Raw genomic sequence first — 12973 nt, 5'->3', positions numbered from 1 at the left:
GGAATAACAGTTCCGCGTAAGGGAATTGACGACTGCTCAGTATCGTGGCGCCGAATTCGGTCGGCCGTCGGCCGAATCAGCCGGCCGTCGTGAGGGGGCCCTCCACGAGGTCGCGGAGTTGCGAGCGGGCGGTGATGCCCAGCTTGGGGAAGCTGCGGTAGAGGTGCGAGCCGACCGTGCGCGGGGAGAGGAAGAGCTTCTCGCCGATCTCACGGTTGGTCAGCCCGCGGGCGGCGAGCCTGACGATCTGCTGCTGTTGCGGGGAGAGTTCGGCGAGCGCGTCGGGGGCCGCATCCGTGACGTCGAGGCCGGCGGCCCGCGATTCGGCACGGGCGCGCTCGATCCACGGGCGCGCGCCCAGGCGCCGGAAGGTCTCCAGGGCTTCGGCGAGCGGCGCGCGGGCCTCTGCGATGCGGCGACGGCGCCGCAGCCACTCGGCGAGGTCCAGCAGGGTCTGGGCGCGTTCGAAGGGCCAGTGCTCCAACACCGGGTCCGCCAGTGTGGCCCGGAAGTGCGGCTCAGCGTCCTCGGGGTCGGCCAGCAGGCCACGGGCCCGGCCGAGCAGCGCACGCAGGCGCGGTGAGGCGTTGCCGGCGAGCGCGCGTGCGGACCGCTCGACGAGCGCGGCGGCCTCCTCGCGCCGGCCACCGCGCACAGCGGCGGCGGCCAGGTCCGCGAGGGCCGGGTAGGAGGCGTGGTAGTGCACCGGCGCGCCATCTGCCGTGAAGACCATGCGGAGTTGGTCGTACGCGGTCTCGTACGCGCCGTCCGCGACGGCGGCGGCACCGAGCGCGCGACGGGCATAGACGGATACGGAGCGGCTCTCCAGCGGATCGATCAGGGCGAGCGCGTCCTCGGCCCTGGCGCGGGCCGCCGCCGCGTCCCCCTGGAAGGCCAGCACGGTGGCGTCCACCGCCGCCGCGCACGCCACGGCGTGGCCGAGACCGGCCGTCGAGCCGACCGCGGTGGTGCGGGCGCACACCTCGCGGGCCTGTCCCCATCTTCCCCGTTCCACATAGGCCCAGGCCGCCGCGCCGCCCAGGCCCTCCGGCAGCGGCCCCCGCAGCTCCCAGCGGTCGAAGGCCTCGTCGAATGCGCGGACGGCCAGTGGGGTCTCGTCCAGGAGCCAGGCCGCGATCGCGAGAGCGGTGAGCCGGTCGGGCCGGCGTTCCGCCTCGGCGGCCAGCCACGGGAGCCGGGAGAGGAGTTCGGCCCTGCTGCCGAAGGGATCCGTCACGGCCGTCACCCAGGTACGCGGCCATGCGCGTGACGCGTGCTCGGGAAGGCTCCGCAGGACCTCGTGGATACGGCGGCGTTGGATGTCCTCGCCCGAGTAGAAGCGGACCACGGCGGCACCGGCCAGGAGGTCCAGCGCGGCGGCGGGCTGTGCGTCCGCCAACCGGCCCGCGGAGTCGATCAGTCTGGAGAAGACCACGGTGTGACGCACCGTCAGCGTCGCCAGCCGTCCGGCCTGTACGGCGGCGGAGGCCAGCAGCGACGCGTCGTCGGTACGCGCCCGTGCCCCGGCGGTCAGCTCCTCGACCCAGGCGATGTCGCCGGTGAACACGGCCGCCCCCGCGGCCTCGACCAGCAGCCGGGCGCTGTCCTCGCGCCGTGGCGCGAGTTCCGCGGCGCGTTGCAGGGCCTTGGCCGCCGCCGCGTGGCCGCCTCGGCGGCGCGCCCGGCCGGCGGTCTGCTCCAGCTCCGCCGACACGGCGGCGTCCGGGCGCGAGGACGCGGCGGCGAGGTGCCAGGCGCGCCGGTCGGGTTCGTCCCGCAGTATCGCGGCGAGCGCGAGATGAGCCTCGCGCCGCGCGTCGAAGGGCGCGGAGTGGTACACGGCGGACCGGACCAGCGGGTGCCGGAACCGGATGTCCCGGCCGGTCCGCCGGACCAGCCCGGCCTGCTCGGCGGGAAGCCACGCGTCGTCCTCGGCGTCCGGCAGCCCGCCCGCGACGGCGAGCGCGGCATCGGTGCTGTCCATGGCGGCCAGGAGCAGCAGGGCTCGCGTGGTGGCGGCCGGGAGGGCGTGCAGGCGGGCGGCGAAGAGTCGCTCCAGGTGAGCGGTGAGCGGGAGGGGACCCACGCGTGGGGCGGTGCTGTGGGCGGTGGCCCCTTGGACGGTCCCGTGAACCGCTTCGTGGCCGGCCGCGTCCTCGGTTGCCGCCCTCGTGAGTTCGGCCAGCGCCAGCGGGTTGCCCTCGGCCTGATCCAGGATCCGGGTCCTGGTCCTGCCGGTGGGGCTCTTCGGCTGAAGGTCCAGCAGGCGGTTGGCGACGGAGTGGTCGAGCGGTCCGAGGGTGAGCGTCGGTACGTGCCGGCCGAAACGGCTCAAACGGCCGGGCCCGTCGGGCCCCTCGGGCCGCGGAGGGTGGTCGCCGCCGCGCACGCCGATCAGCATCGTGACCGGTTCGCCTTCCAGCCGTCTGGCTGCGAAGGACAGCGCATCCAGGGAGGCGCTGTCACACCACTGCGCGTCGTCCAGCACCACGAGCACGGGCCCCTGGTCGCCCAGGGCCGACAGCAGGCTCAATACGGCGACCCCGATGAGCATGAGGTCGGGCGCGACCGTGCCCGGCCCCGCGCCGAAGGCGTCGTCCAGCGCCGCGCGCTGTCTCTCCGGCAGCCGGTCCACCTCGGCCCGTAGCGGGCGCAGCAGTTGATGCAGTGCGGAGAACGCGAGACTCGACTCCGTCTCGCTTCCCTGGGCGCGCAGTACGCGAGCGCCCCTCGCTCCGGCCCGGAGCACCGCGGAGTCCAGCAGCACGCTCTTTCCCGTGCCCACCTCACCGGCGAGCACCAGAACCGGCTCGGCCGCCGACGGCGCGTCCACCGTACGGAAGAGGCGTGCCAGCTCCGCGTCCCGGCCGACGATCAGCTCCCCCGCGCCCGGTTCCGTTCCCGCGCCCGCACCGGGGTCACCTGCGTGCTCGTCCACGGGATCTCCAGGAGTTGTGGCTCTTCGACCGGAGCCGCCTCACCTTGCTCCGGCCAGGCTACAAGCGGCGAGACCGGTGTCCGGGGGCCGCCTGTGCGCAGGTGCAGTCACATGACGGATACCGCACGCACCTCGGCCCCTCCTACGGTTCCGGAAAAGCTTCCGCCCTCTCAAGGATGCCTCGTGGAACAGATCGAGCTCGGCAATATCACCATCACCCGGGTCCGGGAATATTACGGTTCCGTTGAAATGACGCCCGACACCTTCTTCCCCGAAATACCGAAGGAATTGTGGGCCGACAACGCCCCCTTGCTGACGCCGCATTTCCTGGAGCCCGGCACCAACATCGTGAACTCCGCGATCCAGACGTGGCTGCTGCGCAGCGAGGGCAGGACCATCCTCGTCGACACCGGCGTGGGCAATCACAAGGAACGCCCCGTACTCGACCGGGACATCGTGGTCAACACGCATCTCCACATCGATCACGTCGGCTGGAACACATATCTGGACGGGCGGAGTTGGGTTCCCACCTTTCCCAACGCCACGTATCTGATACCGAAGGACGACTTCGACTTCTGGAATCCCGAGAACGGCCACAAGCCGCTGCTGGGCCGCGGCAACCAGAACGTCTTCGAGGACAGCGTGGCACCCGTGCACCAGGCCGGCCAGACGCTGCTGTGGGCGGGCACCCACCAGATCGACGCCGGCCTGCGCCTGGACGCGGCTCCCGGGCACACCCCCGGCTCCTCCGTGCTGACCCTCACCTCCGGGCCGGACCGCGCGGTGTTCGTCGGCGACCTGTTGCACAACCCGATGCAGATCCTCGAACCGGACGCCAACAGCTGCTTCTGCGAGGACCCCTCGGGCGCCCGCGCCACCCGACGCAGGGTTCTGGGCTGGGCGGCCGACCACAACGCTCTCGTGATCCCCGCGCACCTGGGCGGTCACGGCGCGGCGGAGGTGGTGCGCGACGGGAACAAGTTCGCCATCAAGGGCTGGTCCCCCTTCAGCCCGTTCACCGAGCAGGACTGAACCCGGCAGACAGGGCCGAGGCCCGCAGAAAGGCACCAGAAGTGAACCACTCCCCCGACCCCGTCGTGAGCACCCCCGGCCCCGTCGTCGCCACCGCGCAAGGAGCGGTCCGCGGCGTGCGCCGGGACGGCATCAGCGCCTTCTTGAACATCCCCTACGCCGCCCCTCCCCTCGGCATCGGCCGCTTCGCGCCGCCGCGTGCGCACGCGTCCTGGGAGGGCGTACGCGACGCCACCGTGCCGGGGCCCAACGCGCCGCAGTCCGAACGCAGGCTCGGCAGCGTGGACATGTCCCCCTACTTCGGCGCCGGCTGGAGCCCCGGGGAGGACTACCTCACCGTCAGCGTCTGGACGCCCGAAGCCGTGGGCGGCCACGGCCCAGCCGCGGGCGGGGGCCTGCCCGTCATGGTGTTCGTCCACGGCGGCGGATTCGTCGCCGGATCGACGCGGTCGGCGCTGCACGACGGCTCCGGCTTCGCCCGCGACGGCGTCGTCCTCGTCACCCTGAACTACCGGCTCGGCATCGCGGGGTTCCTCGACCTCCCCGGAGCGCCCGCCAATCGCGGCCTGCTCGATGTCGTCGCCGCGCTGCGGTGGGTGCGGGAAAACATCACCGCCTTGGGCGGTGACGCGGATAACGTCACCCTCTTCGGCCAGTCGGCCGGGGCGACCGTCGTCGGCGGCGTCCTCGCCACCCCCCAGGCCGCTGGCCTCTTCCGCCGGGCGATCATCCAAAGCGGCAGCGGCCTGGGCGCCTTCACCACCGAGCAGGCCGCCCGCGTCACCGGGGCGGCGGCCGAGGCCCTGGGCGTCCGGCCCCATGCCGGCGCCTTCGCGGAGATCTCCGACGAGCGCCTGGTGGAGGCCGCCGCCCAGCTCGGCGGCATCGACCTGCGGACCGGGACGCACCGCGACCCGCTGGCCGGGCTCAGCCCCTTCAGTCTCGTCCTCGGTACACAGCCCGCCGCATCCGTCGCCGCCGGACTCGGCACCGATGTCGACCTGCTCATCGGGACCAACGCCGAGGAGGGAAACCTCTATCTGGTCCCCGTGGGCCAGTACTCCACCTCGACCGCGGCGGACGTCGACGCGGCGGCGGCCCGCTCGCACCCGGATCCGGCGCGGCTCGTGGAGACGTACCGGAAGGCACGCCCCGGCGCTTCCGCCGGTGAGCTGCGCTCCGCCGTCCTGGGCGACGCGCTGTTCGGGGCGGGCAGTTGGGCCCTGGCCGACGCGCATGCCGCCCAGCCCGGATCGGCCACTTTCGGGTACGAGTTCGCGTGGCGCTCCCACGCCCTGGACGGAGAGCTCGGCGCCGCCCACGCGGTGGAGCTCCCCTTCGTCTTCGACCTCGCGCACCTACCCCAGTTGCACGGCCCCAACGGCCTGCTCGGCCCCGAAGAGCCCCCTGCGGACCTCGCCGCCCGCACGCACGAGACCTGGGTCCGCTTCGCCAGGACCGGCGACCCCGGCTGGGACCCGTACGACACCGCGCGCCGCACCACGATGCGCATCGGCGCCGACTGGACCCAGGTCGACGACCCCCGTGGCGAGGAACGACGGGCCTGGGCCTGACCCGTCGTCGCCCCGGCGGCCGGCGAGAGGTCAGGCCGCCGCCCGGCTCCCGGGCCGCGACGAGACGGAGGCGCGGTGGCCGTCGGCCCGGGCGACGTGGCCGTCGGGGCGGATGAGCACCGTGCTGACGGTGCTCCACCGGCTGTCGGGCTGCCTCAGACGAGCGGCGTGACGACGTGTCCCCGGCGGAAGGGGACCGCCCGGGGACGCCGCGTCCGTGGTGGTACCGGTATCGGCATCGGTATCGGTATCGGCATCGGCATCGGCATCGGTGGCGCCGGTGAGGTCGAGCAGGAGGTGCCTTCCCTGAGTCATCAGGGGGAACAAGCTGGTGCCATCCGCGAAGACCAGGTCCGGTGCGCGGGCTCCCGTCAGCGGGTGCGCGGCAATTTCGGCGTCGGCGTCGTGGACGACATCGGCGTCGGGGCCGAGGCGGGTCGGCGGGTAGCGGACGTCGAGGGCGCAGAGTTGTTCGGCGAGGGCGCGGGAGAAGTCGGGCAGGTCACGGATCATGTCCGCCAAGTAGGCCCGCAGCGCTCGCCCTTCGGCGGAGCCGGCGGCCATGAGGGCGGTCTGGGCCCGGGTGGAGTCGAGCAGGCGCGCGCCGACGGGGTGGCGCTCGGCATGGTAGGTGTCCAGCAGTTCCGTGGTGGCGGCGCCCTGGGACGCGCTGCTGGAGGCGGTGGCACTGCCCCGGACGGTGGCGGCGAGTTTCCACCCGAGGTTGGTGGCGTCCTGGAAGCCGACGTTCAACCCGACGCCGCCGGCCGGGAAGTGCATGTGCGCGGCGTCGCCCGCCAGGAGGACCCGGCCCTCGCGGTAGGCGGCGGCCTGCCGGGTGGCGTTCCCGAAGCGGGAGAGCCAGAAGGGGTCGCGCATTCCGTAGTCGGTGCCCAGGACCCGTACCGTCTTCTCCCGCACTTCCTCCAGGGTCAGTTCGCCGGGGTGGTCGCTCCGGTGGTCTTCCGGGGCGACGCCGACGAGGCGGGTCAGGCCGTCCGTCATGGGCACCGCCATCACGCCACCATCCGGGCCGAACGCGCTGACCGGGCCGCCGGGCGGCTGGTCGAGGACGACATCGCCCAGCCATCCCCACACCGACGTGCCGGTGCCGGGAAAGTCGATCCCCGCGGCTTCCCGGACCTGGCTGCGGGTGCCGTCGCATCCCACGGCGTACCGCGCTTCCAGCCGGTACGGGCCCGCGGGTCCCTCCACCTCGACGCGGACGGCTTCCGCGCCCTGCTCCAGCGCCGTCACCCGGTGTCCGCGACGGATCCGCGCGCCTCGTGCGCGCGCGTGTTCCTCCAGCAGCTCCTCGGTGCGCGCCTGGGGCAGAAACAGGGTGAAGGGGTAGGGCGTCTCCAGGGCGCTGAAGTCCAGCCGTGTTTCCAGGGCCCCGAAGTGGCCGGTGGGCAGCGGGCGGCCGGCGGCGATGAAGTCGTCCGCGAGCCCGCGCATCCCCAGTATCTCCAGGGTGCGGGGATGGATGGTGAGTGCCCTGGAGTGGGGATCGCGCTCCCGTCGGACCTCCAGAACTGTCACGGATGTGCCCTGCAACCGCAGTTCCGCCGCAAGCCAGAGGCCCGTGGGCCCCGCTCCGACGATGACGATCTCTTCCACGGACTTCTCCTTGGTCGGTGACCAATTACTCGCTGAAGTAAACTAGGTCAGTGACCAAAGAGCAATCCGGGCCGTCGGCCCGCACCCGGCTGACCCCCGCCGCCGTCGTGGAAGCGGCAATGGGCCTCCTCGACGAGGAAGGACTGGAGGCGGTCACCACCCGCGCCGTCGCGGACCGGCTCGGGGTACGGATGAACACCGTCCTGTGGCACGTCAAGACCAAGAGCCGGCTGCTGGAACTGATGGCGGACGCCGTCGCCGGGGCCATCGCCTACGACGACCTGCCGGCGGAGGCGGGCGGCCGGGCGCGCGAACTGATGCGCCGCTACCGGCAGTCCCTGCTCGCCCACCGGGACGGAGCCGCCCTGGTGACCGGGACGTACGCGGCCGAACCGCACACCCTCCGCTTCGCGGACACCCTCATCGCCACCCTCACCGAGCACCTGGGAACGGCGCGGGCGGCGGCACGGACCCTCTACGCCCTCGTCTACTTCACCCTCGGCCTCACCCAGGAAGAACAGGCCGTGACCGACGCCGACGAGCCCCGCTTGCGCGAGGCGGTGGCAGCGGGCCCGTACCCCGCCCTGCGCGCGTCACAGGCCGCCCTCGCCGAGGACACCTTCCCCGCCCGCTTCGAGGACGGCGTCCAGCGCATCCTCGGCCGCGCCTGAGTGGCCGGCCCGTGACGGGCCGGCCACTCAGGCGCGGTTCATGTCGCCGGGGCGCGTCGTTCACTCACCCAGCACGGAGGTCCGCGTGAGGGGCAGCCGCAGGGTCTCCCTGAAGGAGAAGAGGACCACCAGCGCGGAGACCACCGCCAGCCCCATCAGATAGAAGCCGGGGGCGAGCGGGCTTCCGGCGGCGGTGACCAGCCCGGTGGCGACGAACGGGGCTGTCCCGCCGAACAGGACGTAGGCCGCGGTGTAGCCGAGGGCCGAGCCGCTGGCCCGTAGCTGGCCGGGGAACATCTCGGCCATGGCCGGCACGTTGGAGGTGCCGATCACCGCGACCAGCACCGCCAGGACCGCCGTGCCCACCAGCGCCCCGGCCAGTCCGGTGCCGATCAGCCAGAAGACGGGCAGCGTGGTGACGGCGAAGCCGCCGCAGGCGGCCAGCAGCATCGGCCTGCGCCCGTAGCGGTCGCTGGCGGCTGCCATGAGGGGGCAGGCCGCGCTGTAGGCGAGCATGGACACGAAGCCGACCAGCATGGCCTGCGACTTGGTGTAGCCGACCTCCTCCGACATGTAGGAGATCATGTAGCTGCTCATGAGGTAGTAGCCGACCGCGTTGGTGATGCTGTAGCCGAAGAGCGTGAGCACCTGCTTCCGGCAGAGCCGCCACGCCTGCCGCAGCGGCGCCTCCTGTACGGCCTCGCGCTGCTCCATCGCGCGGAAGACCGGGGTGTCCTCGATCCGGCTGCGCAGGTAGAGGCCGATGAGTCCGAGCGGTCCGGCCAGCAGGAAGGGGACGCGCCAGCCCCAGCTGTTGAGCGCCCCCTCGTCGAGGGACGAGGTGATCACCAGGCCGGTCAGCGCGCCCGCCACCGAAGCGAGGCCGACGGTGAGGGGCACGACGCTCGCGTAACGGGCCCGGCGCCCCTCCGGGGCGTACTCCATGATGAAGGCGGAGGCGCCGGTGTACTCGCCGCCGGTGGAGAAGCCCTGCACGGCGCGCAGGCAGAAGAGCAGGACGGGCGCGGCGATGCCGAGGGTGGCGTAGCTGGGCAGCAGTCCGATGAGCAGCGTCGAGCCGCTCATGCACAGCACGCTCAGCGCGAGCATGCGGTTGCGGCCGATCCGGTCGCCGTAGCGGCCGAAGAAGGCGGCGCCGAGCGGCCGGGCTATGAAGCCGCCGGCGAAGACGGCCCAGGTGGCCAGGAGCGCCGCGGTCTTGTCGTACTGCGGGAAGAACAGGCCCGCGATGGTGGCCGACATGATGGCGTACGCGCCGGAGTCGAACCACTCGACGAAGTTGCCGACGGCCGTCGCGAGGGCGACCTTGCGCCGTACGCGGGGCGCGTGGCTGCCGGGCGCCTCATCCGCCTCGCGGGGCGAGGCGGGCACGGGGACTGCGCTGTCTGTCGTCACCTGGGCCCGTCCTTCGTGCTTGGTGTGACCGCGTCGGGGGTCTCGAGGTCCCGGGCGCGCAGGGCGGCTCGCTGGATCTTCCCAGTGGCCGAGCGCGGCAGTTCGTCGACGAACTCGATCAGCCGCGGGTAGGCGAAGCGGGAGTGGGCGGCGCGGGCGAAGGCCGAGAGTTCCCGTGCCAGCTCGTCGCCCGGCTCGTGGCCGGGGCTCAGCTCGATCCACGCCTTGACGGCCTGGCCGCGCACGGGGTCGGGGACGCCCGCCACTCCGGCTTCGGCGACGGCGGGATGCCCGCGCAAGGCGGCCTCCACTTCGTACGGTCCGACCCGGTATCCGGATGTCTTGATGACGTCGTCGGTGCGGCCGAGGAACCAGAAGTATCCGTCCTCGTCCATGACGGCCTGGTCCTTCGTGCGGTACCAGGTGCCACCGAAGGTCTCGGCCGACGCCTCCGGGCGGTTCCAGTAGCCCAGCGGGAACTGGGGGTTGGATCCGGCACGCAGGCAGATCTCGCCCGGCTCTCCCACGGGTACCTCGCGGTCGTTCTCGTCCAGCAGCGCGACGTCCCAGCCGGGCAGGGGGCGGCCCATGGAGCCGGGCTTGACCGGCACGCCGGGGAAGTTGCCGAGCAGGGGGTACGACTCGGTGGATCCGTAGTAATCCAGCGGGGTCACGCCGAACTGGCCGCGGAACCAGTCGATGAGGTCGGGGGTGAGCGGCTCGTTCGAGCAGCACACCACCCGCAGCGACTGCGGATGGCGCGTCCCCGCGTCCGGGACATCCTGCATCATCTTACGGAGGAAAGTGGGGTTGACCAGGGCCGTTGTGACCTTGTTACGGGACATCGCGGCCAGCAGCCCGGCCGGGTCGAAGCCGCCGGCCGGGCGGTGGACGAGATGCGTGGCGCCCGCGCGCAGCGGGCCCATGAGTTTGGCCATGGACCAGGCCCAGTCCCCGGCGCCGTAGAACACATCCCCGGGCCGCAGGTCGTGGCAGTGGCGGAACTCGTTGTGCCCGAGCAGGGTGCGGTGAGCGTGCACGATGCCCTTGGCCGGGCCGGTCGTGCCGGATGTGTAGAAGATCAGGGCCGGGTCGTCGGGCGCTGTTTCCACGGTGGTGTATTCGGGCGGCAGCGCTCCGATCGCCGGGTCGTCCACGTCGACGACGGTGCCGTCGAACCCCTCCGTACGCTCCAGCGCAGCGGTCTCCGTGACCAGCACGGTGGTGTCGGAGTCGGCCAGCCGGTAGCGGATGGGCTCGTCCGCCCACAGCAGCGACATGGTCACGAGGACGGCGCCGGTGCGCAGGACGCCCAGGTACGTGGCCGGAGTGTCGGGGCGCTGGGGCAGGAGTACTGCCACGCGGTCGCCCTTGCGCACGCCCAGCGCGTGCAGGTGCGCGGCCACCTGCCGGGAGCGGTCCTGGATCTGCTGCCAGCGGACCTCCTCGCGGTGTCCTGTGTGGTCCTCGAAGATGAGCGCGAGCTTGTCGCCCGGGTGCCGGTCGGCGACGTCGGCGGCCATGTTGTACCGCTCGGGAACGGTCCACCGGTGCTCTTCCACGAGGCGGCGGTACGCGTCTTCCTCGTCGGAGACCGCGTCTTCGGGTGTGACGCTGGTGGTCATGGGGTCCTCCTGGTGGACGGGGCGCGGTGGGTGCGGGCGTACGGGGGCGGGTGCGTACGGGGCCGGGGCTTACCGGGGCCGCCGGGCGTACGACGGGGCCGGGCCGACGACGGGGGGCCGGGCGTACGACGGGGGTCGGGTGCCGGGCCGGCTCAGCGGCGGCGGCCGGCCAGGAAGCGGGCCATCTCGCGCTGCGGCTCCCCCGTGGCGTAGGCGGCGGTGTGCACCTTCTTGGCCGCGTCGATCGCCTCGTCGAGCCCCGCGTCGTCCAGCTCCCGCAGGCGGCCCTTGGTCAGCGCGACGGCGCCGGGCGGGAGTTCCGCGAGGCGCGCCGCCTCGGCCAGCGCCTCGCTCTTGACCTGGTCCCGCTCCACCAGGCGGGACAGCAGCCCGAGCCGCTGCGCCTCGGCGGCGTCCACGAGGCGGCCCGTGAGAGCGAACTCGGCGGTCTTCGCCCGGCCGAGGATGCCGCGCATGGCCCAGATACCGGTGATGCTGGGGATGCCGGAGAGCACCTCGGGCTGGCCCATCCTGACGCCTTCGTGGCCGATGCGGAGGTCGGCGAGGAGGGCGAACTGGAAACCGGACCCGGCGGCGACGCCGTTGACGGCGGCGATGACCGGCTTGTCGAGGCCGCGCACGGCGCGGAACAGCCGGCCGAAGTCGTCGATCCACGCCTCGGCTGCGGCGTGGTCGTCCGCGTCGATGGCGGCCGTCTCCGCCAGGTCCTGTCCGGCGCAGAACGCGCGCCCGGCGCCGGTGAGCACGACGGCGCGGCACTGCTCGTCGGCCCCCGCCTCGTCGAGCGCCGCGACCAGCATGTCGCGCATGCCGGAGGTCCAGGCGTTCAGCTTGTCGGGCCGGTTGAGGGTCACCTCGGCCACGTAGACGTCGTCGCCGTCGCCGTCACCGTCGGCTGCGGGAACGGGGTGGCGGGTCACGAGAACGGTGCGGGTGTCGGTCATGGAGACATGCCTTTCTGTACGTGCCGAGGGGCGGGCGCAGGGGTGCGCGCAGGGGCGTGCGGCGGCAGGGGCTGCCGCGGGGGAAAGGGGGTTACGGGAGAGTGAGCGCCGGCGGGCTTCCCGTCAGCAGCCACGCAAACAGCCGGGCATGTGATCCGGCTAACACCAATCGGGACTGCCCGCGATATCAGAGCGATATGGTGCGCGCATGGAGCTCCGTCACCTGCGCTACTTCGCCGTCCTGGCCGAGGAGCTGCACTTCGGCAGGGCGGCGCAACGGCTGCACATGGCCCAGCCGCCGCTGTCGCAGCGGATCCGGGACCTGGAGAGCGAGCTGGGCATCCGGCTGTTCGACCGCACCCGGCCCCGGGTCCAGCTCACCGAGGCGGGCGCGCTGCTCCTTGAGCACGTGCGGCCGGTGCTGGCCGGGGTGGACAGCGCGCGCGAGGCCATGCGGCGGGTCAGGCCGGGCGAGGCGGGCGTGCTGCGGGTCGGCGTCCCGCCGGACACGGGGCCGCCTGTGCTGCCGATACTGATCGCGGGCTTCGCGCGCCGCGTGCCCGATGTGCTGATCGACCTGCACGAGCTGACGACCGACGAGCAGTTGCTCCGGCTGCGCGAGGGCGAGTTGGACGCGGGGGTGGTCCGTCACCCAGCGGACACGGTCGGCCTGGAATCCGGCCCTGTGGCGCGCCGTGAACTCGGCGTCGTCCTGCGCGCCGACCATCCCGCGGCCCAGGGCGGCGGCGCTGTCCGCCTGCGCGATCTGGACGGCGCTTCACTGGTGATCTTCCCTCGGGCGATGGCGCCCCGCCTCTACGACCACATGCTGCTCATCTGCCGGGACGAGGGCCTGCTGCCCGGGTCCATCAGGCACGCGCGCAACCCCCACTTCGTGCACGGCCTGGTCCTCGCGGGACGGGGCGTCCACCTGAACGAACCTCCGGCGACGCCGCTTCCCGACGGCCTGGTCTGGCGCCCGCTGGAGGGGGCAGCGCTGGCATGGCAGACCTCGGTGGTGTGGGTGCCGACCCGCCACAACGAGGCCGTCGTCGCGTTCGTCGAGGCGGTGTCGGAGGGTCTCACGGCGGCCGGGCACCGCCTCGTGGAGACGGTGCCCGGCCCGGTGTGA

General features: G+C 72.9%; 9 protein-coding genes. 4 read left to right on the top strand and 5 right to left on the bottom strand.

All coding sequences use genetic code 11. The features are described 5' to 3' along the window. Positions 1 to 76: 76 nt before the first annotated feature. On the bottom strand, positions 77 to 2938 hold the full coding sequence (locus OHB04_RS35340) for a helix-turn-helix transcriptional regulator (protein ID WP_326809053.1): 2862 nt from the start codon (positions 2936 to 2938) through the stop codon (positions 77 to 79). Positions 2939 to 3121: 183 nt separating this feature from the next. On the opposite strand from OHB04_RS35340, the gene OHB04_RS35335 reads away from it, so the two are divergent. Beyond that, the gene (locus OHB04_RS35335) at positions 3122 to 3970 is read left to right on the top strand and encodes an MBL fold metallo-hydrolase (protein WP_326809052.1); all 849 of its coding nucleotides are present in this window, start codon (positions 3122 to 3124) and stop codon (positions 3968 to 3970) included. A 41-nt stretch (positions 3971 to 4011) separates the two neighbouring features. Continuing rightward, complete coding sequence (locus OHB04_RS35330) at positions 4012 to 5544, top strand: carboxylesterase/lipase family protein (RefSeq protein WP_326691709.1); 1533 nt, start codon at positions 4012 to 4014, stop codon at positions 5542 to 5544. Positions 5545 to 5574: 30 nt separating this feature from the next. Here the strand turns inward: OHB04_RS35330 and OHB04_RS35325 are convergent, their stop codons facing one another. Beyond that, on the bottom strand, positions 5575 to 7164 hold the full coding sequence (locus tag OHB04_RS35325) for an FAD-dependent monooxygenase (protein ID WP_326809051.1): 1590 nt from the start codon (positions 7162 to 7164) through the stop codon (positions 5575 to 5577). Positions 7165 to 7214: 50 nt separating this feature from the next. On the opposite strand from OHB04_RS35325, the gene OHB04_RS35320 reads away from it, so the two are divergent. Continuing rightward, positions 7215 to 7835, top strand: coding sequence for a TetR/AcrR family transcriptional regulator C-terminal domain-containing protein (locus OHB04_RS35320; protein ID WP_326809050.1), 621 nt, complete (start codon positions 7215 to 7217; stop codon positions 7833 to 7835). Between the two features lie 60 nt (positions 7836 to 7895). Here OHB04_RS35320 and OHB04_RS35315 read toward each other — a convergent pair whose 3' ends face one another. From OHB04_RS35315 to OHB04_RS35305, 3 genes are all read right to left on the bottom strand, one after another. Further along, positions 7896 to 9251: an MFS transporter gene (locus tag OHB04_RS35315; protein WP_326691706.1), complete on the bottom strand. Its 1356-nt coding sequence runs from the start codon at positions 9249 to 9251 to the stop codon at positions 7896 to 7898. After that, positions 9248 to 10876 carry an acyl-CoA synthetase gene (locus tag OHB04_RS35310; protein WP_326809049.1) on the bottom strand — a complete coding sequence of 543 codons (1629 nt, stop codon included), beginning with the start codon at positions 10874 to 10876 and terminating at the stop codon, positions 9248 to 9250. The genes OHB04_RS35315 and OHB04_RS35310 overlap by 4 nt, the downstream gene beginning before the upstream one ends. A 152-nt stretch (positions 10877 to 11028) precedes the next feature. Then, positions 11029 to 11841, bottom strand: coding sequence for an enoyl-CoA hydratase/isomerase family protein (locus OHB04_RS35305; RefSeq protein ID WP_326691704.1), 813 nt, complete (start codon positions 11839 to 11841; stop codon positions 11029 to 11031). Positions 11842 to 12049: 208 nt separating this feature from the next. Here OHB04_RS35305 and OHB04_RS35300 point away from each other — a divergent pair, with 208 nt between their 5' ends. Further along, complete coding sequence (locus OHB04_RS35300; protein ID WP_326809048.1) at positions 12050 to 12973, top strand: LysR family transcriptional regulator; 924 nt, start codon at positions 12050 to 12052, stop codon at positions 12971 to 12973.

Source organism: Streptomyces sp. NBC_01775 (assembly GCF_035917675.1).
Classification (GTDB): domain Bacteria; phylum Actinomycetota; class Actinomycetes; order Streptomycetales; family Streptomycetaceae; genus Streptomyces.
The sequence above is the reverse complement of the archived record's forward strand: the minus strand, read 5'-3'. Positions and strand labels throughout refer to the sequence as shown.